A 21,130-nucleotide genomic window follows, 5' to 3' on the forward strand; every position below is an offset into this window, starting at 1 on the left:
CGCGGGCAATGGATCGCGGCAGGCCTCATGCTCATCGGATCTCACGCGCGTCCCGGCGGCCGCCGGCTCGCCGGGGCGCTGCTCGCCGCCGCACTGACGCTGGCCACGACGATGCTGGCCATGACGACGCTGGCCGCGGTGACCGCCCGCGCGGAGGAGGTCGTCCTGCGGGTCGGCGATCAGAAGGGCGGGAACCGGTCGCTCCTCGAGATCGCCGGCGACGCGAAGGATCTGCCCTACCGGATCGAGTGGTCGGAATTCCCCGCCGCCGCGCCGATCCTGGAGGCGCTCAACGCCGGCGCCCTCGATGTCGGCTACACCGGCGACCTCTCCTTCCTCACCGCCGTCGCGGCCGGGGCGCCGATCAAGGCGATCGGCGGCACCAAGTCGGATCCGCGGACGCAGGCCATCCTGGTCCGCGCGGATTCGCCGATCCGCTCGGCCGCCGACCTGAAGGGGAAGCGACTCGCCGGCACCCGCGGCGGCTGGGGCCAGTTCCTGATCAGCGCGACGCTGGAGAAGGCCGGGATCGCGCCGTCCGAGGCCACGTTCGCGCCGCTCAACCCGGTCGACGCCAAAGTCGCGCTCATGGCCGGCTCGGTGGATGCCTGGGCGGTCTGGGAGCCCTACGTCGCGTTCGCGACGCTCAAGGACAGGGCCCGGCCGATCGCGGACGGCGCGGGCCTCACGCCGACCATCACCTTCGTCGTCGCCACGGACAGCGCCATCGCCGCCAAGCGGGCGGCCCTCCAGGACTTCCTGAGCCGCCTGAACCGGGCGCGGCTCTGGTCGCTGGACCACCTCGACGCCTACGCCCGGAACACGGCCGCGCTGACCAAGCTGCCCGAGGACGTCCTGCGCGCGGCCTACACGGCGCAGCGGACCAGCCCGATCGCGCTCGACGCGGATGTCGTGGGGGAGGTCCAGGCGGCCTCGGACCGGGCGACGCGGTACGGTATCCTGTCGAAGCCCCTCGACGTCGGGCGGGCCTTGGACCGGAGCTTCACGGCCGCGGCCTCGAACTGAGCGCGGGACGGTCGTCACGCCCCCCGCGATTTTTGCGGCGATGCGGGAGCTTCGCTGTTTTCGGCACGTTCACCAGGGGCTCCCCGCAGCGGCACGTGGCCGTGCGGGTCGCGTTCCGGAGTGTCCATGTCCGATTCCCGTCGTCCCGCATCGCAGGCCCGCGCGACCCGCTCGCGCATCCAGGAAGGCCGCCCCTATCCCCTCGGCGCCACCTGGGACGGGCTCGGGGTCAATTTCGCGCTGTTCTCGGCCCATGCCACCAAGGTCGAGCTCTGCCTGTTCGACGACCAGGGCGACCAGGAGATCGAGCGGATCGAGCTGCCCGAGTACACGGACGAGATCTGGCACGGGTACCTGCCCGACGCGCGCCCCGGCACGATCTACGGCTACCGCGTCCACGGCCCCTACGAGCCGAAGGCCGGTCATCGCTTCAACCCCAACAAGCTGCTGATCGACCCCTACGCGAAGGGGTTGGTCGGCTCGATCACCTGGAACCCGGCGCTGTTCGGCTACCAGATGGAGACGGGCGACGACCTGACCTTCGACGAGCGCGACAGCGCCCCCTACACGCGCCGCTCCCGCGTCATCGACCCGGCCTTCACCTGGGGACGGCACCAGAAGCCGCTGGTCCCGTGGGAGAAGACGATCATCTACGAGACCCACGTCAAGGGCATGACCAAGCTCGACCCGCGGGTGCCGGAGAAACTGCGCGGCACCTATGCCGGCCTCGGCACCCGGGACGTGCTCGACTACATCAAGAGCCTCGGCGTCACCTCGGTGGAGCTGCTGCCGGTCCACGCCTTCGTGCAGGACGACTACCTACAGCAGAAGGACCTGGTGAATTACTGGGGCTACAACACGATCTCGTTCTTCACCCCCGCGCGCCGCTACGCGGCGGTGCCGGACTTCGCCTTCTCCGAGTTCAAGGAGATGGTCTCGCGCTTCCACGGCGCCGGCCTCGAGGTGATCCTGGACGTGGTCTACAACCACACCGCCGAGGGCAACGAGAAGGGTCCGACCCTGTCGTTCAAGGGCGTCGACAACGCTTCCTACTACCGGCTGCTGCCGAACGATCCGCGCTACTACATCAACGACACCGGCACCGGGAACACCTTCAACCTGTCGCACCCGCGGGTGCTGCAGCTCGTCACCGACTCCCTGCGCTACTGGGCGCAGGAGATGCAGGTGGACGGGTTCCGTTTTGACCTCGCCACGATCCTGGGCCGCGAGCCCTACGGTTTCGACGAGGGCGGCGGCTTCCTCGACACCTGCCGGCAGGACCCGGTGCTCAACAACGTCAAGCTGATCGCCGAGCCGTGGGATTGCGGCCCAGGCGGCTACCAGGTCGGCGGTTTCCCGCCGGGCTGGGCAGAGTGGAACGACCGGTTCCGCGACGACGTCCGCGCCTACTGGAAGGGCGACGGCGGGCTGCTGCCGGACCTGGCGGCGCGCGTCTCGGGCTCGGCCGACAAGTTCAACAAGCGCGGGCGCAAGCCATGGGCCTCGGTGAACTTCCTCACCGCCCACGACGGCTTCACCCTGCACGACACGGTCTCGTACAACGACAAGCACAACGAGGCGAACGGCGAGGGCAACCGCGACGGTCACTCGCACAACCTCTCGTACAATTATGGGGTTGAGGGCCCGACGGACGATCCCGAGATCCGGGCGGTGCGCCTGCGCCAGATGCGCAACATGCTGGCGACCCTGTTCCTGTCCCGCGGCACGCCGATGCTGCTCGCCGGCGACGAGTTCGCCCGGACCCAGAAGGGCAACAACAACGCCTACTGTCAGGACAACGAGGTCTCCTGGCTCGACTGGGGAGCGATCGGCGACGAGGAGCGGGATCTCGCCGAGTTCACCCAGCGCCTGATCATCCTGCGCAACGCCCTGCCGATCCTGAGCCGCGGGCGGTTCCTCACCGGTCAGTACGACGAGGAGTTCGGCGTCAAGGACGTGACGTGGCTGCGGCCGGACGGCAGCGAGATGGCGGGCGAGAACTGGTCGGACGGCGAGGCCCGGGCCTTCGCGGTCCAACTCGACGGGCGCGCCCAGGCCACCGGCCTGCACCGCCGCGGCGGCGACGCGACCCTGCTGATCATGTTCAATGCCTACCACGACCTCGTGACGTTCACGCTGCCGGAATCGGTCGGCGGCGTGGCCTGGACGCGGCTCCTCGACACCAACCTGCCCGACAGCCAGGACGTGGAGAGCTTCAAGTTCGGCTCCGGCTACGACGTGACCGGGCGCTCGCTCCTGATGTTCGTGCTGAAGCCCGAGGATAGCCCGGGCGTCGAGGACAACGCCATGGAGCGCTCCTACCAGCACGTGATGCAGGCCTTCGAGCGGGCGAACGTAGAGCATGTCCGCTTCCACCTCGACGACGCCGAGGGGTGAGGGACGCGGCCGGGCGGTTTTCGCATCGCCCGGCCGTCTGCGCCTTGCGCCGGACGGCGCACCCGGCTAACAGCACGGCACCGCGCGGTCCTGGCCGCGCCCGGCACGCCGCGAGCGCGCCCGGGTGCCCGGTTCGCGGACGGAGGGGTGGCCGAGTGGTTGAAGGCGCACGCCTGGAAAGTGTGTATACCGGAAACGGTATCGCGGGTTCGAATCCCGCTCCCTCCGCCAATTAGCATTGATTTTGTTGAAGAATTTTCCAGCTTGGGGATCCTACCCTACCAGCTGCCCCACCAATGGGCACGCTCCCGGCGTCGGTCCCTCCAACCTGAACGGTGCACCTCCTAGCAGGTGATGCGGATTTTGGTCTGATTCGCTCGTCGGGTTGGTTGAAGAGCGGCGGACCGTTCAAAGGATCTCTCCCGACATGCCAGGGCCCATCGGACGGCGAGCCGCTTAGCTTAAGTGGGAGGCTTACCGGCGGCGGTGCGACGGGCTGGTAGCTGGTCCGCAGCATGACACCACGGCCGAGCCCGAGTCCTGGGCCGGCCACGGAACCGTTTGACGCTCCGTCAACGCACTTTCGCCCGCTTTTTTGCCGAGAGCCGTACCGAGCGATCGAGGCTAGGTACCATGGAACTTCCAATCGCAGCTCGGCACGAGAAATCTCCAGGCGAATCGTATTTGCACGTCCTGCACGCGCTGATCCTTCGAGATATGCGAACCCGTTTCGGAGCCTCTCTGTGGGGGTATGGGGTGATCGTGCTCTGGCCCTGCGTCCACGTTTTCGTGCTGATTGCAATTTATACGTTTCAAAAAGTTGCTGCGCCGCTGGGCGATAACCGAGCCTTATTCTTCGCGACGGGCGCAGTTCCCGTTCTGGTTTTCCAATACATATCGCGCGAAGTTATGAAATCGGTGATTATGAACCGACCATTGACCTACTACCCACAAGTAAAGTTATTTGATGTTGTTTTATCTCGAGTTCTAGTTGAGATCGTGACCGGGTTTCTGGCACTCTTAGTTGTTGTTTTTGTGCTCGTCGTCATTGGCTCCAATCCTATACCTGCAGATCCATTCACTGCCATGTGCGGATATCTAGCCGCCATCCTACTCGGCATTGGCATAGGAACGGTCAATGTTGCTATTATAGGCTTTTTCCCAGGATGGATGATTGGCTACGCACTCTTTAGCATCATTCTATATATTTCCAGCGGCGTGATGTTTCTACCAAGCTATATGCCCGACAAGATTTACTATTGGATGAAATACAATCCCGCTCTCCAATGCGCCGAATGGGTCAGATCAGCTTATTATCCGTACGCCGGCATCCAAGTTGACGGTCTTTACGTGGTATTGTTTGCATTGACCTCAGCCACCATCGGATTGCTGCTTATCAAACACGTTGTTAGCAAAATGAACGCCTGAAAGCGGGCACGGGTGTAGACGGCACGCCGGACAGCCGATGGCGTCCATCGCCTAAGGCAGCCGGCGTGTCAGCGATAGGCGGCGCAGTATCGACGCCACACACCTTTCTCCGGTGACCTCGCCTTATGAGCGAACCTCAAAGAACGCTTCCCGAAGCTGTTGTGGCGCTCCGAGCCTATGGCTGCAATGTCGGCTCTGGAGCAGGAGATATCCGCGCTGGCTCGTTGACGGTGAGACCCTGACGAATGGGGAGGTGATGCAGCTGGCACTACGCCTCGGTCTCATGGACTCGTCGACGACCAGGCTGCAATAGGCCGGCCCATGGCCAAGGATCCCCCGACCGTCTCAGAACTATTCAAGTCGAAGGCCGTCACTGATGACGAGGTGAACGCAGCGGTGGACGCCGTGCTCGCGAATCTGGCAACCTTAGCCTATCCGCTGACCGCCGGATATGCACTCGACCTCAACACCGCGGTCCGGGGCAGCACGTTCGCGACGCTGGTGCTGAAGGACGTTCACGCGACCCAACGATAGAAGCAGCACGCGGTCCGGACCGCGATCCTGCTGGCGCATCCGGTGAAGGAATGAGCGAGGATCAAGCCCCCATACGCCAACAGGCCACTACTCAGCGCAGGATGCGGCGACTGGACGGCTTCGCCCGCGGGCTCGGCCTGGACGAGGCAGCTACCCACCGAATCGTCGAGCGGGTGGCTGCCGATATGGCAATGCGGTCGGATGAGAAACGAATGGTTGAAGCACGCTTACGGATGATCGTGGCCGCGACGTAGCGCGACGGACGACGAGGTTGCCCCGCCCATGAAGGTCGAGACGGCGCTACGAGCCGCCAGCGTCGCGGTTGCGCCGATCGGCGACGAGCTCGAACGCTGGCAGATCGACGACTTGGTCTTCTCGGATGCCGATCTGTGGCGCCTCGCCGCGTGCCGCAGGCTCGTCGAAGACGGCGACGCGCGGTAGCCCAGTGCGGCTACGCCTTCCGAACCAGAGGCCCCGATCCGCGGCCGCCACCTCGAAGCTCAGCGAGCCGTCGCCAAGAACTCCGGCGGCCTGCGGCACGAGGCCTACCCAACCGTCATGCCGATCCTGCAGGAGCTCGGCTACGTCGAGGAGCGCGCGACCCGCGGACGGACCGGTCGGCGCGCGTGGTACATGACCGAGGCCGGGCGCAAGCTGCTCGCATCGCTCGGGATCCGCGAGAGCGCCGAGCCGTGACCTTCACGTGGCGCCGCACAATCCCGACCTCGCGCCATGTTTGCGTCGCTGGAAAAGTCGGACAACACAATCAACACATCGAGCGGCTCGCCTCCAACGACAACAAGATAACATAATGGATTAGCAGCCCGTCACCCCGGTGATAAGACCAGATGTTATCGTAAACATGCATGATCCAGCGGCTTTCCTAGTGGTGATGCCAGAGATGCCATTCGCTTGGATCGGACCTTTGAAGTTCGCAGATCCAGCGACCTCCACAGCTCCATTTAGATAAGTTGATTGATCAACAAACAGGTTCTTCTTGACTTGCATACCATCAGATCCAATTCGGCTGATGTAAGATCCGCCTATGTGCGTTAGAATATTATTGGACGAACGATCAAACACTGAGTAATCATTTGCATCGTACTGGAACAGCGGATTGCCTCCCTGGAGCTGCCAATATGCGGCGGCGTCAAGACGGAACGTGCCAGACAATACATTGGAGGCGCGAACAAATGTCGAATCCAGATAGGCAGCACTGGGATTGGCAGGATTGATGTTCCCTTTCTTGTTACCGACAAATCTAGCGCCACCAACGGCAACGCTGTGTCCCGCAACGTTGGGATTGACGCCCCATTCGCGCGCGGCTCTGATTGCAGCACCGCCACCGATCGTGACACGTGCAGATGCATCATCCGCTCTGACGTTGTCGGCGAACGCTCCAATCGTTCCCCCCGTCCAGATCAAGTCGGAGTCGGCCCACTTCCTGACCCACAGCCCATGCCCACGACCAGCATTCGCCCACGTTCCGGTGAACACAAGCATCGCGTTGCCGGCAAGGCTGTCATCGACAACGATAGATCCCGAAGATGCATCCAACGCGCTGTCGAATGAGACGGTGGAGCCGATGAAGATCTCTCTATTTCCCTCGTTTGCAAGCGTGTGATCAACAATGATATTAGTACCGTTATCGATAACGTCGGTCTGGTCGAGGTAGAAGCCTCCAAAGCCGCCGCCAACGCGAATACCTACGCGGCTTCCAGTGATTTTACCCTGCTGTACGAACAAGCCCGCTTTTGGTCCGGGTCCGGCCGTTCCGTTTAGACGTAGAGCATCCCCTGCTCCGCGGGCTTCGAACTGAGACAGCACAGTCTGATCGACTTGATCGAACCACAAACCGTTATACAGCATCCCGTTACCATCTTGACCGTCAGCTATCAGGTCCCGGATGACGGAGCGCACCAAGCGATGCATTCGCAGACCTGACCCAGCGGTCATCTTTACATTTGAGGCGACACGAAATCCGGAAAGATTCCACTCTCCAACCTGCGCATTAGACGCGGTATCACCAATCGTGATGATGTCGGCGGTTGTACTAGCGCCGTCGTACAAGAACGTGGTCGCATGACTGCCGGCACCGACAAGCGACAATTTTCGAACTACCGGAAATTTGAGGGGCTGCGTGAACCGGCACGTTCCGGGTCGCGTTGCGGCGCGCAGGTTAGGTCCGAGCGCATTCAGCCATGCCTGCAGCGCGACCGTATCGTCAGCGACGCCGTCGCATTTCGCGCCCCACCATTGCGGCAGCGCTGGAGCTTCGAGCCACTGCGCCAAGGTGATCTTGCCGCGCAAGGTCGGCACGTAAGCCAATGCATCGGACAGGTCACCGATCTCGCTAGGCGGCGTGTGCGCTTTGGCCACTTCAGCGGCTGATCTGCTCGCTCCTTCTGATGCCCCGACAGGGCTCTGCTCGGCGTAGATTGTGCGATCGACCTGCTGACGTGAGGCGGCCCGACTTGGGAGCTGAACCAGCTCTGAAGCATCTAGGGCGGACGCTTGGCTGCCGAGCAGCGCTGGAAGCAGGACTGCGGTCGCACGTAAGCGCATTCTTATCCTCAAGAGGTGTGAGGTAGGGGCGCATCGCTGCGTACCCGCAGTTCGGCGACGCTCCGACCATAACAGCGACACTCGGTTGTGACCTCGGCCGCGTTCGGCTGTCTGTGCCGCGCTGAGACACATAGGCCACATCTCTGGATCGAAGAAGGCTCGTTCGAGCAGCCTGGCTTGCAGAACTCGAAGAGACGCGTACGACGATGCATCGGCTCGATAGCAAAATTCCATCACCGGGCACTGGCGTAAGAAATTGAAACACTCAAGCGAGCTGAAACTGTGGAAGTAATTCGCGGAAGTATTTCCGCCGTATAAATTCGATCCGATTTATCTATCTATCAATGGGCGCGCTATGCTGACTCGCGAAGAAGTCATAGACTCATTCCGGCTTTTGTTGAAGCGGGATCCGGAGAGCGATTTTGCAATCGAGCATCACCGCCACTACGATGACGTCGGGCTTTTATTATTAGATTTGATGAAAAGCGATGAGTTTGACGTTGTGCGACGGCGCGGAAAGTCGCGAGATTTGACTGAATTCGCCCTCATCGACCGCGGCTTTGAGAGAGGAGGGTTGAGCATTGGCGAGATCAAATACGCCGAAAGATCGCTGCATACGGTTCTGTTGAATGGCGGATCACAGACAGGGAGCCGCAGAGCCGACTTAGTGCCGGTTGGCGTGGAGTTCTCTACTCATTTAATGAATTGCAACGACAAATCAGAATACAAAAAAATTGCCCAGCGTCGGCTCGGCTCACTTATGGAGCACATTGGCCCCGCAATCGGAAAAGTATTTAAACATGGAAATAGCCGATTGGCTATAGATTTCGGCGATCACGGAACGCAAGGCCACATTTCCATGGACCGCCCTGCTGGCACTGACTGGCCGCTAATGCCTGATTTATATATGCTCAAAGCCGCTCGCGATCCAATCGAACAACTGACCAAAGAAGAGTTCTACGATAATTTTGTAGCCAGATCGCTTAAATTGTTTTGGCGGGGGTCCACGACCGGCGGAACGATTAGATCGGAAGAGGACCTTTTGGAAAATTATCGAGTCAAATGTTGTCTTCTAATAAAAGAGATCGCTGGCGACAAGGCTGACTGCAAAATCGCTCGCGTCGCTCAGGTCGATGCCGAGCGGTCCAAGTCATACGAGGCTTCGCTGGAGCGGCTAGGATTGCTTGGTAGCTACGTACGTGAAGAAGAATTCGCTAAATACGCGATGTATATAGATATGCCTGGCAATGCAGCAGGCTGGGGAACTTGTCTTAAGTACATGAATGGATGCCTTATCTTGCGGCCGCCGCAATCGCGAGAACTTGCGTATACGCCACTTCTGCGGCCTTGGACGCACTTCATTCCAGTCAATCCTGATATGAGTGATGTCGGCACGCAAATCGACTGGGTGGCGCATAATATCAAAGACGCCGCCGATATTGCTTGGCAAGGATATCAATTAATACGAGAGTTCCTCCGCGACACACCTGAATATCTATCTAGATTATTCAGCGAGCAAAATCGCGCTCATCACGATCTGCTGAATCACTGACTCTGACCGCTCATGGGAATTTCTATGATCGGTCTGCCTACCCTGCTCGGCTTAAGTGCCTTCATGCGCAGAATCGGCCGCAGAGTGATCTGCCCTGCCCATACGAAACTCGGAAGCAGGCGCGAGTTCATCGCGGTGCTCACGCCCTCTAACCGCGACGACGGCCTTACGGCGCGGCCAATTCCAGTGGCTGATTGCTCAGGGGCTTACCGATTTTCGCGTCGACGCACTACCATCGTCGGTCGGAGAAAGATCCGGCACCTCCTAGGCAATCCGCGATTTGGATTGTAGCACAAGCCGTCGATAGGACAGCCACAGCATCCAGGAACAAGATATGACGATTTCTGAAACTGTAATGCAGAAATTATATGGCGCAAATATTTGGGAGGACTTTTCACCAGAACCGGCTGAAAGCGAAGTTCAGGGATGGAATGGCAATGCGCCTTCTCTTGCGCGAATTGCAGGAATTCCCGGTCCTAAAATTATCGTTGACGTCGGGGTATGGAAAGGACAGTCCACGATTGCTATGGCCAAGGCGATGCGTGACAACGGCATCGACGGGGTAATCATAGCCGTAGACACATTCCTGGGTTCCCCTGAACACTGGGCCGACAAAACATTGTTCCAGCGCAGAAACGGGCTGCCCAATTTATATCAGATTTTTATGTCGAATGTTTATAATGCCGGCGTGACGAACTATGTCATACCGATGGCTCAGACTTCGAGCACCGCCGCGAAAATTATCGGCAGGGCAGGTATTCAGGCAAGTATTGTCCATGTAGATGCGGCGCACGAGTATCGCGAGGCAATCCAAGATATCGAAGATTACTGGAGTCTTCTGCAAAGCGGAGGCTTCATGATCGGGGACGATTATGACGTCAATTGGCCGGGCGTGATCAAGGCCGCCGGTGAATTTTCCGCCAGAATTGGGCGCCCTCTCACGATAGAGTGGCCCAAATTTATCATGCAAAAAGCTTGACCCTGTAGTAAGGAAACCTCCGTTTCCGGCTGAAGCGTTGTCGATTTTGAGGACGGTCTCTAGCCGGAAACTTTGGGCGATCGGCTCGCTCCGTGACAGTTCATGGCTGCCCGACGACTTCCGCTGGCGGCCTCGGACAGTGCTTCGTCGGATGCCGGCTCCCTTACCATAAGGGCATATTGCTCAAGACAGCTTGTCATGCCCCGGCCGCTCCTCCCATCGAGAAGCCCTTGCGCACAGCCACGGACTAGGAGATGGGAGGCCGGATGAGACCCGCCTATCAAGGGTCAAGGTGGCGTCGCTGATCCAGCGGCGGCTAACCGATGTTATGTCGCGCTCGATGCAGGGGACGCACGAATGGATCTTCGAAAGGCTGTCGAGCAGGAGATGCGCGACTGCGCTCTCGCCGCGTTCGAAGTCATGCTTGGGAGAGCCCCCGAAGGTGAAACGACCCTGGCTCTTCATGCGGCTCTCCCAAGCGCCGCTGAAATTGTCAGGACGATCGGCAAATCAAATGAGTTCCTTAAGCGTTTGAATAACAACGTTCTTTCCCACTACAATACCACCCTGAATGCACCGGAAATTATCGGCCGACACGCCAAAAATAATTTGAAGCCGAACGCTCAATTTTTGACTAATTTCCTCGGTGTTAAAGTCGATCCAAAGGTCAACCCTCAAATACTGGCTGGTCAAGGTGGCAAGGTCGAGCAGCCACCGTTGGTGGCAAATTGGCACGCCGATATCGCCGAGTGGGCCTCCGTTCTGCGCGCGATTGAGCTCGCCCAAGGCACCTTTACGATGGCAGAGCTCGGCTGCGGCTGGGGGTGCTGGATGACGAATGCCGGTGTCGCTGCCCGGGATGCCGGACTGGATATCCATGTCATCGGTGTGGAGGGGGACGAGACCTATGTCCGCTTCGCGCAGGAGACGCTTGCGAATAACGACATCCCGCCTTCTCGCTACACCATCCATCGAGGCGTGGCAGCGGCCACCTCAGGCATTGCCCTTTTCCCGCGCCAGGCCAATCCTGGGGACCACTACGGGCTTGAGCCGGTCTTTGGGGCGAGCGAGGCGGAACGGGACAAAGCGGTTGCGGCTGGCACACACGATGCGCTGCCGATGGTCCCCATGGACCGAGTAGTCGCCGAGCACCGTCAGCTCGACCTCCTTCACATCGACATCCAGGGTGGCGAGTATGACCTCGTCAGCTCGTGCCTCGACGTACTCAATGAGCGCGTCGCCTACATGATGATCGGCACACACTCGCGGCAGATCGAAGGGCAGCTCATGCAGACGCTCCTCAGCGCAGGCTGGATCCTGGAAATGGAACGGCCGGCCGTTCTGCGGCTGAACGAGTCCGCTCCATTTACGTACATTGATGGCGTGCAAGGTTGGAGGAATGTCCGACTAAATCCCCATAAGACTCAATGATCGTTGGATGATTGGCCGATAATGAACCTTCGCGGGGCTCTGGAATGTTGACGTCCGATGAAGTGCATCGTGGGTTCCGTTTGATACTTAAGCGCAACCCTGAAAAATCGAACGTCGTGGAACATTTTCAAAAATTATCGGATTTTGACGAGCTGATCTCGGTCCTTGTGGCAAGTGAAGAGTTTAGGGCTCGCTACACTTGTTCGTTCCCTACCGAAAAATGGGGCATGTTTCAGATCAGCGGAACGTCCGATTTTATTTATGTCGATCTTTCCGACGATTATGTATCTCGCGGATGCCTATTCAGCAATTATGAATATAATGAGAGCCGTTTTGTGCGCGCCATCGTGATGCCGAACGAGACAGTTCTTGATATCGGTGCGAACATCGGATGGTTCACCATCATGATGGCGCGTTTAGTTGGCGATAACGGCAGCGTCCACGCCTTCGAGCCTCGCCCAACGACGTTTGAACACCTAGGTAAGAGTATAGCTGCCAGCAAGCTTACAAAAAACGTCACGCTGTATCAGAAAGCGCTCAGCGACACTCATGGCGACGCATTTATAACGTGGCGTCCGAACGACAGAAATCCTGGCAACTCTTGGGTCTCCAGTCAGATAAATGATCCGGCGATCAAGCAAGATAAGATCTCGATGGTGCGCCTTGATGATCTTAGCATCGGTCCGGTATCATTTATCAAGATCGACGTCGAAGGCGCGGAACCGAGCGTCTTCAGAGGCGGCGAGAAGCTGATCGCCAGGGACAAGCCCGTCATTCTATCGGAAATTAACTTCGGCCAGCTCCGATCGATGTCGGGAATGAGTTGGTCCGACTATCGATCGTTCCTCGACGGCATCGGATACGATGCATTCTACCTCGTCGATGGCAAGGGGGCGGTGTCGGTGTCGGAGGCTGAGGATAGGGGCATAGACGTCATCAGCATCGGGATGTGGTCAAGCGACCGAAAGATGCACCTCAAGCCGCAGGACATCTGGGGCTGAGTCTCAGATATAAAAAAGGACGCTGCGGTGTTGAGCCGGGCGGGCCGAAGTAGCGGCGGCCGTCCAAACTGCCGGAGACCGCGTGATAACAGACGGTCAGGCTCAAAATACCGCCGCGGCCGGAGCCGGGCGATTTGAGAGGTGTGTCGCCTGGGTTCTGAAGAACTTGGATGCCGCGATCGGCATCGCCTGCTGCAGGCACTGCTTGTTACACAACTTCTTTTCGAATATAAAAAATTATCTCTCCTGCGTGGTCGTGGCGTAGCTTCAGATCCGCTGATCTCATCGATCCTTAAAAGAAAGCTGGTCCATGAAAATAGCCATGATTGGGGCTGGATACGTAGGCCTGGTCTCCGGAGCCTGCTTGGCCGATTTCGGCCACACGGTCGTGTGCATCGACCGCGACCCCACCAAGATCGAGAGCCTCAACGCCGGCCGCATGCCGATCTACGAGCCGGGCCTCGACGTCCTGGTCACAGAGAACGTCCGTCAGGGCCGGCTCGCGTTCAGCACCTCCATGCGCGAGGCTGTAGCCGAGGCCGACGCCGTGTTCATCGCGGTGGGCACTCCCTCCCGCCGCGGCGACGGCTTCGCCGACATGTCGTTCGTCCGCTCCGCCGCCCGGGAGATTGCCGAGTCACTGTCCGGCTTCACCGTGGTGGTGACCAAGTCGACCGTGCCGGTCGGCGAAGGCGACGAGGTCGAGCGCATCATCCGCGACGCCAATCCCTGTGCCGAATTTGCGGTCGTGTCGAACCCGGAGTTCTTGCGTGAGGGCGCCGCGATCGCCGACTTCAAGCGCCCCGACCGCATCGTCGTCGGCACCGACGATCCGCGCGCCGAGAAGGTGATGCGCGAGATCTACCGCCCGCTCAGCCTCAACGCTGCCCCCATCTACCTCATGGGCCGCCGCACGGCCGAGTTGACCAAGTACGCGGCGAACGCGTTCCTGGCGGCGAAGATCACGTTCATCAACGAGATCGCGGACCTGTGTGAGGAGGTCGGCGCGGACGTGCAGGCGGTGGCGCGCGGCATCGGCCTGGACAACCGGATCGGGTCGAAGTTCCTGCATGCCGGCCCGGGCTACGGCGGCTCGTGCTTCCCAAAGGACACGCTGGCCTTGGTCAAGACCGCTCAGGATGCCGGCACGCCGCTGCGGCTGGTCGAGACGGTGGTGGCGGTCAACGATCAGCGCAAGCGCGCGATGGCGCGCAAGGTGATCAAGGCCTGCGGCGGGTCGGTGCGGGGCAAGACGATCGCCCTCCTCGGCCTCACCTTCAAGCCGGAGACCGACGACATGCGCGACGCGCCCTCGCTGGCGATCGTGGCGGGCCTGCAGGATGCCGGCGCCGCGGTCCGCGCCTACGATCCCGAGGGCATGGAGCAGGCCCGACCGATGATGCCGACGGTAGAACTCGCCGAGAGCGCCTACGCCTGCGCTGAGGGCACTGACGCCGTGGTGATCGTCACCGAATGGAACGCGTTCCGGGCGCTCGATCTCACCCGCCTGCGCAAGTCCATGTCGTCCGGCGACTCGGCCCCGGTCCTGGTCGACCTGCGCAACATCTACGATGCCAAGGCCGTCACGGAGCACGGCTTCACCTACGAGGGCGTCGGCCGGGCGGTCGCGAAGGCGTAACCCGCGCCTCGGACCGCGCGGCTCATTGTCCTGCCACCTTTCATACTGAAGGCGTTCTCGTGCGAAATAGCAGCTCGAAGAGAATACTCGTGACCGGCGGCGCCGGCTTCCTCGGCTCGCATCTCTGCGAGCAGCTACTCACGCAGGGGCACAGCGTCCTGTGCGTTGACAACTATTTTACGGGCAGCAGGAAGAACATCGAGCATCTGCTCGGCGACTCGAACTTCGAAGCGATGCGTCACGACGTGACGTTCCCGCTCTATGTCGAGGTCGACGAGATCTACAATCTCGCCTGCCCGGCATCACCCGTTCACTACCAGTTCGATCCGGTCCAGACGACCAAGACCAGCGTCATCGGCGCGATCAACATGCTCGGCTTGGCCAAGCGCGTGCGAGCCAAGGTGTTCCAGGCATCGACGTCGGAGGTCTATGGCGACCCGGAGGTTCACCCGCAGCCCGAGGAGTACTGGGGGCGGGTCAATCCGATCGGCTTCCGCTCCTGCTACGACGAGGGCAAGCGCTGCGCCGAGACTTTGTTCTTCGACTACCGGCGGCAGCACAACATGCCGATCAAGGTCGTCCGGATCTTCAACACCTATGGCCCGCGGATGCATCCGAACGACGGTCGCGTCGTCTCGAACCTGATCATGCAAGCGCTAAGGGGCGAGGAGGTCACACTCTACGGTGACGGCAGTCAGACGCGGTCGTTCTGCTATGTCGACGATCTGATCCGCGGCTTCATCGCCCTTATGGCGACCGACGACACTGTCACCGGTCCGATCAACATCGGCAATCCCGGCGAATTCACAATCCGACAGCTCGCAGAGCTGGTGCTTGAACTCACCGGCTCCTCGTCGAAGCTGGTCTATAAGCCCCTTCCGCCGGACGACCCGCGCCAGCGGCGGCCCGACATCACAAAAGCTAAGGAGGTTCTCGGCTGGGAGCCAACAATACAGCTCCGTGAAGGCGTCGCGCGCACTATTCAATATTTTAAGAGTCAGCTTGCATGAGCCTATACGCTGGCCAATAGCAGCATTCTTTCCAGGAAAAAGCCCGCCGCGGCGGTGAGCCGGGCGGGCTAGGGTTGTCGGCCTAGACGTGGCGGTCACCGCCTTCGCGGCTGCCGGCCGTGATCGTCCTCCCATCGGTCCATGACCTCGGTGAATCGGATGATCGCGGCCGTCATCTGGCTGGTGTGCTGCGCCTCCTCGGAGGCTGTGTCCGCGACGATGGCCGCAGTCAGGCCGTTGATGGCCTTGGCGAGGTCCGCGAGCGCGATGCTGTCGAACACGGCCCTGGACTTGCTCCGCAAAAGTGGAGAGCTCTTTTCCTGAAGGAGGAGGGTTCCGATGGCAGACCGGAAGCAGACCTTTACCCCCGAGTTTCGTGCTGAGGCGGTGCGATTAGCGCAGACGAGCGGGCGGTCCCGCCGCGAGGTGGCCGCCGATCTCGGCGTCGGGCTCTCGACGCTGCGCAACTGGATCGACGGCCGGCGTGAGCGGGAGATGGACAACCCGCCGGCCGATCGGCAGGAGGACATGGCCGCCGAGCTCAAGCGCCTGCGGCGCGAGAACGAGGTGCTGCGCCAGGAGCGGGAGATCCTGAAGCGGGCCACGGCTTTTTTCGCCAAGGAGGGAAGTCGATGAGGTTTCGCCTCGTCGACGCGGCGAAGAAGGACTTCCCGGTCGCGCGCCTGTGCAAGGTCCTCGATGTCAGTCCGAGCGGCTATTTCGCTTGGAAGAACCGTCCGGCCTCGACGCGGCAGCGCGAGGACCTCGTGCTACTCGCCCATGTCCGATCCGCCTTCACGCTCTCGCACGAGACGTACGGCAGCCCACGCATGACCCACGAGTTGCGTGAGCAGGGTTTGGCGGCAGGCCGAAGACGCGTGGCCCGGCTGATGCGGGAGAACGGGCTCAAGGCTCGCCAGCCGCGGCGCTTCCGGCGCACGACGGACAGCGGCCACGCCTTCCCGATCGCGCCCAACCACCTCGACCAAGACTTCACGGCGGCCGGGCCCGATCGCAAGTGGGGAAGCGACATCTCCTACATCTGGACGCGGGAGGGTTGGCTGTACCTGGCGGTGGTCCTCGACCTGTACTCTCGACGGGTCGTCGGCTGGGCGGCGGGCGACCGCCTTCACAAGCAACTCGCGCTGACCGCGCTGCGACGAGCCCTCGTTGTCCGGCAGCCCGGATCAGATTTGCTCCATCATTCCGACCGCGGCAGTCAGTATTGTTCGAACGAGTATCAGGCAGAACTACGAGGACATGGCATCGTGATTTCGATGTCTGGCAAGGGAAATTGCTTCGACAATGCGATGGTCGAGACGTTCTTCAAGACGCTGAAGAGCGAGTTGGTCTGGCGCACCGCGTTCCAGACGCGAGCCGAGGCCACCGTCGCGCTGGCCCATTACATCGATGGCTTCTACAATCCCCGCCGCCGTCACTCGGCGCTGGGCTACACCAGCCCTATCCAGTTCGAGAGGGGCTTCACCCACCAAACCGCTCTCCATTAAACCGGAGCAAGTCCATCAAGCTGCTGTGCTGTTGCCGGCACTGGCCCTTCTCCGTTTCCTGAAGCCGAAGGTGGAGGCGCACGCCACCGAGTTGTGCGCCGACGCGCTGGACCGATCCTCGAACGTCCTGATCACCCACGTGATCCAAGGCGGGGCTACCGGCGCCGATTCCGGCGCAGAGCGGTGGGCCCGCGCCAGCGAAATCCCGGTGACGTGCTTCCGCGCGGACTGGCAGCGCTACGGCCGGCAGGCCGGACCACTGCGGAACGCGAAGTTGATCGCCGAGGGCCGGCCCGACGCGGTGATCGCATTTCCGGGCGGCAAGGGGACGGCGGATCTCGTGCGCAAGGCGCGCGCCGCCGGGCTGCCGGTGGTGGAGGCGCGGATATGAAGCCGCTCACTCCGCGCCAGATCGAGGTGCTGGCGACGATCCGCGAGGCGGGCGTGTGCCGGATCGCGGTCCGCAAGACGTAGCGCCGTCCGGGATCGCACGGCCAGTTTCGGATGGTGCGGCCGCAGCTCAGCGACGAGCCCACGTCCTACCGAGCCGAGTGCGCCGGCCGCCGTCTGCCGATCCGGACCGTCGTGGCGCTGCTGTGCCGCGGCGAGCTCGTCCCGCTGCGCCGCGGCTGGAGCCTGTGCGTCCGGCTCCGCGCGCGGGATCCGCAGCCCCTCCAGGCGGGCGGCAACGGGAGGCCGGCATGAGCGCGCACCGCTGCCCCCACTGCACCCGCACGCTCGCCGACACCGAGGCGCTGTTCTCGCACGTGAAGGCGAAGCACGGGCTGAAGGCGGCCCGCGCGTGCGTGCCGGATCACCCGGCCTTCGTGCGCGAGGCCCAGCGCCGCGCCGCCGACCAGGCGCGCCGCGACCGCGAGCCTAGCATGGCCGACCTCGTCGTCGAGGCTCAGCTCAACCGGGCCATGGGCCTGCCCGTCGATCGCGACATTGCGGAGATGTTCGATGTCTGACCGTCCGCTACCACACATTGTTGATTTCTGGCGGTGTCAGGTCGCTCTACTGGCTCGGCCCTATGTCGGGCTTCCGCGCCACGCGGACCGACGTCGGCTGATCGACCTGCGACCGGGCCTCGATCCGATGCGACATGCGTCCGACGCCCATCATGGACCGCAGCTTCGCGGTCACGCCGATCAAGACCAACATCCCGATCACAAGCGCGAAGACCGTCAGCGTGTGCTGGATTGCGTCGTCGTACTGCCGTCCGGCGTGAATGATCAGGCAGCCCACGCCGACGAACGCGGCAGCCGAGATCAGCGGGATCATCGGATCGGACATCGCGCGGTCAACGATCATGCCGTCGGCCGGGTTCAGCGGCTCCTTGCCGCGCCAATCCATTCGGGCGGTAAGGGAGCGCCGCGATGACAAAACCTCACCCCGCGCTCAATCCAAGAACGAGCTGCTGCGCGATCAGCATCAGACCGGCCAGCGCCCCACCAACCACGAGCACATCGGCGAGGCCGCGTTCCGGCTCAGGCCGGCTCCGAGCGACAGCACGGCTCGGTGCGCTCGGGGGACGAAGCTGCACGACGTTGTCTGACCGATCCATGACCGCCTCCAGCATCATTGCTGGCTCGTATCTGGGTCGGGTGGTGATCGCTCGGCATGCGCCAGCGCACATCTTCGACTGCCTCTACGACGAAGACGACTCCGGCGTGCTGGCGCTGGCCGCGTGCAGGTGCGCGGTGGTGGGGCGGTTCGCGCACGAGGCGGAGAACCGCCCACCCATTGCGAAGCGAGGCTCAAGCCTCTTGCGCTTCGCGGAGCACGCTTCGAACGCGACCAGCAGCCAAGGCGAGCGCACCCTCCTGCGTGGAACCGTCTGGGCAATCCTGCTCAGCAGAAGAGCCAAGCCGGTACACAATCCGGTGCTCTACAGCGCGCAGCAATTCGTTGGCGGGCTCCTTTTCGATACTGCGCAACGTCCGCGCGAGATCGAGATAGGCACTGCGCATGAGGCCAAAGGCCAAGCGTGTCGCGGCTTCATCCGCGATCGGTGTCATATCAGTCATGGCGTGTTCCCTACAAAACCCGCTCCCCAGAACGCGGAGTCTATATATCGGCCGTATAGGATTGTAAATACAGCATTCGATAAGTCTCCGTGGGCCGATTTCCAGCCGCTGTGCGGACCTGGATTTAACATAGGACAATTATCAGGGGGCTTGGCTGCTAAGCCTATGTTGGGGGCAGGATCTAAGTGGCGCGCCCCGGCGAACGGCGAAGGGGCGGCGGCATGAACGCGCCCGACCTCTTCAACTTCGAGGCGACAGTCCGAACCTTCCCCGTGGTCGAGGTCGAGGGCATCCGCGCCATCGTCGAGCGCGACCGGTGGTGCTGCTTCTATGCCATTGACGCCGGCAAGCCGTTCCCGAGCGAGACCGGCTTCCGGTCGGCCGGCAACGATCGCCCCGGGCTGGCCGAGGACATCCTGGCTGCGGTCATCGCGGAACAGCGGAAGGACAAGAAGGGGCCGCTCCCGATTCCGGCCACCGTCTACCGCCAGCCCTTCGCGGGTGAGGACCGACCGCAGCCGGCGCAGGGGGCGATGGTCGCCCTTCGGCAGCCGGCAGAGTCGCCGCTCAACGTCGACCTGATCTTGGCCGTCTACGCGAACGGCCAGGTCGGCGAGGCATGGGGTACCGGCGATCCGGCGAGGCTCGTCGAGATCACGCAGCGGATCCTAGGGGACGGCTTCCAGGCCGAGAGCAGCCCGGACGGAGACGGCTTCGCGGTGATCGCGCCCAGCGGCCTGCGCCTGCCGACGAGGGGCTTCTTCCCGGCCGTCTACAACCTGCGCTGCCACGTGGCGCGCATCACGAGGGAGGCGACCCGGGCGACCATGCCCGCGCTCTTCCCGGTCCGGAAGCGGTCAGTCCGATCCGCCCCGGCCTCCCTGTTCACGCCCGCGGAGTAGCAGCATGGCCGAGTCCAGCACCATCACGCCCGAGGGCACACCGTCAGGCTGCCAGCGAGAGCTTTGCACCCTGGATGGTGACGTATCTAAGGTCATTTTGCTTAAGACATCGAAGCTTAACGCTCCCATCTCCATCAAAATGACTACTCAATACTACCAGAAGCTCGCCGCCATCCGTCCGGCGTACGCGACTGCCAGTTTGAACCTGCCAGAGATTTTTGGCGTCGATCATGTCGAGCCTCTGCGAATGCGTTTCCCTATGTGGGCGCTCTTCTCATCCAGGCGCCAACAAGCTGATCTTACCAATTGAGCAGCCGACTGGAAGCCCTCTGACACTGACAAATGTGAGTAGCTCCATGGTCCAACATTTCGCTGGCGATCGAGATCTCATTTTCTCACGCGAGCTGACACCGGAAATCCGGGACGTCCTCAGCATCATGTGCTTTGAGGCCGGTCCGATCGCGCATGCCTTCCGCGAGTTCGGACGCGCCGAGATCAAGATGCGGGCGGAGGACGAGCAGGCCTTCGTGCTGCACTGGCTCCTCCCGTTCGCGCTGGAGCACGGCGCCGAGCCGCGGAAGCATGCCGGCGACATCCTCGAGGCGGTGATCGCCGAGGCCGCGGTTCCGCCCGAAAGGAAGCCCTCGCGACGGGAGGCGCCCGTGGCGAGTCCTAGCATCGCCGACCTGTTCAACCTCGACCGCGCGATGACGCCTCAGGAGCGAAAGCGCCTGCGAGCTAGTACGACGCCGAAGGGCTACGCCGCGCTGCCGGGTAGCGGTCCTGCAAGCGAGACCTGCTGCTCCTGCAAGCACCTATTCCGTCGGCGGATGGCGAAGACGTACCTGAAATGCGGGCTGATGCAGCGCGGCTGGACCCGCGGGGCTGCCAGCGACGTGCAGGCAAGATCTCCCGCATGTAGTCGGTGGAAGCCCCTCGCGCCGATCGCCGAGGCCGCAGAATGACCGCGAGCTATCACCAAGCCTGCTGCCCAGCAGCTCGAAGCGGCCTTAAGTCCGGGCCTCTATCAGGCCGCGCGAGCGTCCTGGGCCACCTTCAGGTCGAGCCAAAGATCGAGGCCAAGCGGCCCCTGCTTGCGCAGCGCAACTCGGCCGCGCCGAACCTCGC

At 61.9% G+C, this 21,130-nt stretch carries 23 protein-coding genes and 1 tRNA gene; 19 read left to right on the top strand and 5 right to left on the bottom strand.

Annotated features, from left to right (window positions below; translation table 11 throughout):
* Positions 1-27: 27 nt before the first annotated feature.
* The 7 genes from J3A75_RS09680 to J3A75_RS36450 all read left to right on the top strand — a co-directional run bounded on the left by J3A75_RS09680 (position 28) and on the right by J3A75_RS36450 (position 6,081).
* Positions 28-1,026, top strand: a complete 999-nt coding sequence (locus J3A75_RS09680; RefSeq protein WP_063111045.1) for an ABC transporter substrate-binding protein — start codon at positions 28-30, stop codon at positions 1,024-1,026.
* 126 nt (positions 1,027-1,152) lie between these two features.
* Entirely contained in the window at positions 1,153-3,423 is a 2,271-nt protein-coding gene (gene glgX / locus J3A75_RS09685) for a glycogen debranching protein GlgX (RefSeq protein WP_020092480.1), read from the top strand.
* Positions 3,424-3,564: 141 nt separating this feature from the next.
* A tRNA-Ser gene (locus tag J3A75_RS09690) sits at positions 3,565-3,654 on the top strand.
* Between the two features lie 402 nt (positions 3,655-4,056).
* Entirely contained in the window at positions 4,057-4,851 is a 795-nt protein-coding gene (locus tag J3A75_RS09695; RefSeq protein ID WP_209650076.1) for an ABC transporter permease, read from the top strand.
* 321 nt (positions 4,852-5,172) lie between these two features.
* Positions 5,173-5,385: a hypothetical protein gene (locus J3A75_RS09700; protein ID WP_209650077.1), complete on the top strand. Its 213-nt coding sequence runs from the start codon at positions 5,173-5,175 to the stop codon at positions 5,383-5,385.
* Positions 5,386-5,667: 282 nt separating this feature from the next.
* Positions 5,668-5,826 (top strand): hypothetical protein, encoded by a 159-nt coding sequence (locus J3A75_RS09705; protein WP_209650078.1) that lies wholly within the window; start codon positions 5,668-5,670, stop codon positions 5,824-5,826.
* 117 nt (positions 5,827-5,943) lie between these two features.
* Positions 5,944-6,081: a hypothetical protein gene (locus J3A75_RS36450; protein ID WP_245364343.1), complete on the top strand. Its 138-nt coding sequence runs from the start codon at positions 5,944-5,946 to the stop codon at positions 6,079-6,081.
* A gap of 120 nt (positions 6,082-6,201) precedes the next feature.
* Here the strand turns inward: J3A75_RS36450 and J3A75_RS09715 are convergent, their stop codons facing one another.
* Entirely contained in the window at positions 6,202-7,950 is a 1,749-nt protein-coding gene (locus J3A75_RS09715; RefSeq protein WP_209650079.1) for a hypothetical protein, read from the bottom strand.
* A 355-nt stretch (positions 7,951-8,305) separates the two neighbouring features.
* On the opposite strand from J3A75_RS09715, the gene J3A75_RS09720 reads away from it, so the two are divergent.
* From J3A75_RS09720 to J3A75_RS09745, 6 genes are all read left to right on the top strand, one after another.
* Entirely contained in the window at positions 8,306-9,502 is a 1,197-nt protein-coding gene (locus J3A75_RS09720; RefSeq protein ID WP_209650080.1) for a glycosyl transferase family 90, read from the top strand.
* A gap of 334 nt (positions 9,503-9,836) precedes the next feature.
* Positions 9,837-10,481, top strand: a complete 645-nt coding sequence (locus J3A75_RS09725) for a class I SAM-dependent methyltransferase (protein ID WP_209650081.1) — start codon at positions 9,837-9,839, stop codon at positions 10,479-10,481.
* Positions 10,482-10,838: 357 nt separating this feature from the next.
* Entirely contained in the window at positions 10,839-11,912 is a 1,074-nt protein-coding gene (locus tag J3A75_RS09730) for a class I SAM-dependent methyltransferase (RefSeq protein ID WP_209650082.1), read from the top strand.
* Positions 11,913-11,956: 44 nt separating this feature from the next.
* Complete coding sequence (locus tag J3A75_RS09735) at positions 11,957-12,913, top strand: FkbM family methyltransferase (RefSeq protein ID WP_209650083.1); 957 nt, start codon at positions 11,957-11,959, stop codon at positions 12,911-12,913.
* 310 nt (positions 12,914-13,223) lie between these two features.
* Positions 13,224-14,552 (top strand): UDP-glucose dehydrogenase family protein, encoded by a 1,329-nt coding sequence (locus J3A75_RS09740; protein WP_209650084.1) that lies wholly within the window; start codon positions 13,224-13,226, stop codon positions 14,550-14,552.
* A gap of 89 nt (positions 14,553-14,641) precedes the next feature.
* Positions 14,642-15,562: a UDP-glucuronic acid decarboxylase family protein gene (locus tag J3A75_RS09745; RefSeq protein ID WP_409518658.1), complete on the top strand. Its 921-nt coding sequence runs from the start codon at positions 14,642-14,644 to the stop codon at positions 15,560-15,562.
* Between the two features lie 95 nt (positions 15,563-15,657).
* Here J3A75_RS09745 and J3A75_RS09750 read toward each other — a convergent pair whose 3' ends face one another.
* Positions 15,658-15,843, bottom strand: a complete 186-nt coding sequence (locus J3A75_RS09750; protein ID WP_209650086.1) for a hypothetical protein — start codon at positions 15,841-15,843, stop codon at positions 15,658-15,660.
* A gap of 58 nt (positions 15,844-15,901) precedes the next feature.
* On the opposite strand from J3A75_RS09750, the gene J3A75_RS09755 reads away from it, so the two are divergent.
* From J3A75_RS09755 to J3A75_RS09765, 3 genes are all read left to right on the top strand, one after another.
* Positions 15,902-17,070, top strand: a protein-coding gene (locus tag J3A75_RS09755; protein WP_103984744.1) for an IS3 family transposase whose coding sequence is annotated in 2 segments (ribosomal slippage) — positions 15,902-16,169 and positions 16,169-17,070 — 1,170 coding nt in all. Because the reading frame shifts where the segments join, the coding sequence is not laid out codon by codon here.
* 25 nt (positions 17,071-17,095) lie between these two features.
* Positions 17,096-17,461, top strand: coding sequence for an SLOG family protein (locus J3A75_RS09760; RefSeq protein WP_209650087.1), 366 nt, complete (start codon positions 17,096-17,098; stop codon positions 17,459-17,461).
* 310 nt (positions 17,462-17,771) lie between these two features.
* Positions 17,772-18,041 carry a hypothetical protein gene (locus tag J3A75_RS09765; RefSeq protein WP_209650088.1) on the top strand — a complete coding sequence of 90 codons (270 nt, stop codon included), beginning with the start codon at positions 17,772-17,774 and terminating at the stop codon, positions 18,039-18,041.
* A 46-nt stretch (positions 18,042-18,087) separates the two neighbouring features.
* Here J3A75_RS09765 and J3A75_RS09770 read toward each other — a convergent pair whose 3' ends face one another.
* From J3A75_RS09770 to J3A75_RS09780, 3 genes are all read right to left on the bottom strand, one after another.
* Entirely contained in the window at positions 18,088-18,426 is a 339-nt protein-coding gene (locus tag J3A75_RS09770; RefSeq protein ID WP_209650089.1) for a hypothetical protein, read from the bottom strand.
* Between the two features lie 34 nt (positions 18,427-18,460).
* Entirely contained in the window at positions 18,461-18,655 is a 195-nt protein-coding gene (locus J3A75_RS09775) for a hypothetical protein (protein ID WP_209650090.1), read from the bottom strand.
* Positions 18,656-18,830: 175 nt separating this feature from the next.
* Positions 18,831-19,100 carry a hypothetical protein gene (locus J3A75_RS09780; RefSeq protein WP_209650091.1) on the bottom strand — a complete coding sequence of 90 codons (270 nt, stop codon included), beginning with the start codon at positions 19,098-19,100 and terminating at the stop codon, positions 18,831-18,833.
* Between the two features lie 221 nt (positions 19,101-19,321).
* Here J3A75_RS09780 and J3A75_RS09785 point away from each other — a divergent pair, with 221 nt between their 5' ends.
* From J3A75_RS09785 to J3A75_RS36455, 3 genes are all read left to right on the top strand, one after another.
* Complete coding sequence (locus tag J3A75_RS09785) at positions 19,322-20,002, top strand: hypothetical protein (RefSeq protein WP_209650092.1); 681 nt, start codon at positions 19,322-19,324, stop codon at positions 20,000-20,002.
* A 4-nt stretch (positions 20,003-20,006) separates the two neighbouring features.
* Positions 20,007-20,312 carry a hypothetical protein gene (locus J3A75_RS09790; RefSeq protein WP_209650093.1) on the top strand — a complete coding sequence of 102 codons (306 nt, stop codon included), beginning with the start codon at positions 20,007-20,009 and terminating at the stop codon, positions 20,310-20,312.
* Between the two features lie 127 nt (positions 20,313-20,439).
* Positions 20,440-20,967, top strand: coding sequence for a hypothetical protein (locus J3A75_RS36455; RefSeq protein ID WP_245364342.1), 528 nt, complete (start codon positions 20,440-20,442; stop codon positions 20,965-20,967).
* Positions 20,968-21,130: the final 163 nt, after the last annotated feature.

The sequence above is a fragment of the Methylobacterium sp. PvP105 genome, from assembly GCF_017876975.1.
GTDB classification, from domain to species: Bacteria; Pseudomonadota; Alphaproteobacteria; order Rhizobiales; family Beijerinckiaceae; genus Methylobacterium; species Methylobacterium radiotolerans.

Excerpts from the sequence above, each read along its gene's own strand:
- J3A75_RS09785 (WP_209650092.1), top strand. The coding sequence starts at position 19,322 with ATGAACGCGCCCGACCTCTTCAACTTCGAGGCGACAGTCCGAACCTTC.
- J3A75_RS09735 (WP_209650083.1), top strand. The coding sequence starts at position 11,957 with ATGTTGACGTCCGATGAAGTGCATCGTGGGTTCCGTTTGATACTTAAG.
- J3A75_RS09715 (WP_209650079.1), bottom strand. The coding sequence starts at position 7,950 with ATGCGCTTACGTGCGACCGCAGTCCTGCTTCCAGCGCTGCTCGGCAGC.
- J3A75_RS09700 (WP_209650077.1), top strand. The coding sequence starts at position 5,173 with ATGGCCAAGGATCCCCCGACCGTCTCAGAACTATTCAAGTCGAAGGCC.
- J3A75_RS09790 (WP_209650093.1), top strand. The coding sequence starts at position 20,007 with ATGGCCGAGTCCAGCACCATCACGCCCGAGGGCACACCGTCAGGCTGC.
- J3A75_RS09770 (WP_209650089.1), bottom strand. The coding sequence starts at position 18,426 with ATGGATTGGCGCGGCAAGGAGCCGCTGAACCCGGCCGACGGCATGATC.
- J3A75_RS09765 (WP_209650088.1), top strand. The coding sequence starts at position 17,772 with ATGAGCGCGCACCGCTGCCCCCACTGCACCCGCACGCTCGCCGACACC.
- J3A75_RS36455 (WP_245364342.1), top strand. The coding sequence starts at position 20,440 with ATGTGCTTTGAGGCCGGTCCGATCGCGCATGCCTTCCGCGAGTTCGGA.
- J3A75_RS09680 (WP_063111045.1), top strand. The coding sequence starts at position 28 with ATGCTCATCGGATCTCACGCGCGTCCCGGCGGCCGCCGGCTCGCCGGG.
- J3A75_RS09730 (WP_209650082.1), top strand. The coding sequence starts at position 10,839 with ATGGATCTTCGAAAGGCTGTCGAGCAGGAGATGCGCGACTGCGCTCTC.
- J3A75_RS36450 (WP_245364343.1), top strand. The coding sequence starts at position 5,944 with ATGCCGATCCTGCAGGAGCTCGGCTACGTCGAGGAGCGCGCGACCCGC.
- J3A75_RS09720 (WP_209650080.1), top strand. The coding sequence starts at position 8,306 with ATGCTGACTCGCGAAGAAGTCATAGACTCATTCCGGCTTTTGTTGAAG.
- J3A75_RS09780 (WP_209650091.1), bottom strand. The coding sequence starts at position 19,100 with ATGACTGATATGACACCGATCGCGGATGAAGCCGCGACACGCTTGGCC.
- J3A75_RS09725 (WP_209650081.1), top strand. The coding sequence starts at position 9,837 with ATGACGATTTCTGAAACTGTAATGCAGAAATTATATGGCGCAAATATT.
- J3A75_RS09740 (WP_209650084.1), top strand. The coding sequence starts at position 13,224 with ATGAAAATAGCCATGATTGGGGCTGGATACGTAGGCCTGGTCTCCGGA.
- J3A75_RS09695 (WP_209650076.1), top strand. The coding sequence starts at position 4,057 with ATGGAACTTCCAATCGCAGCTCGGCACGAGAAATCTCCAGGCGAATCG.
- glgX (WP_020092480.1), top strand. The coding sequence starts at position 1,153 with ATGTCCGATTCCCGTCGTCCCGCATCGCAGGCCCGCGCGACCCGCTCG.
- J3A75_RS09705 (WP_209650078.1), top strand. The coding sequence starts at position 5,668 with ATGAAGGTCGAGACGGCGCTACGAGCCGCCAGCGTCGCGGTTGCGCCG.
- J3A75_RS09775 (WP_209650090.1), bottom strand. The coding sequence starts at position 18,655 with ATGATGCTGGAGGCGGTCATGGATCGGTCAGACAACGTCGTGCAGCTT.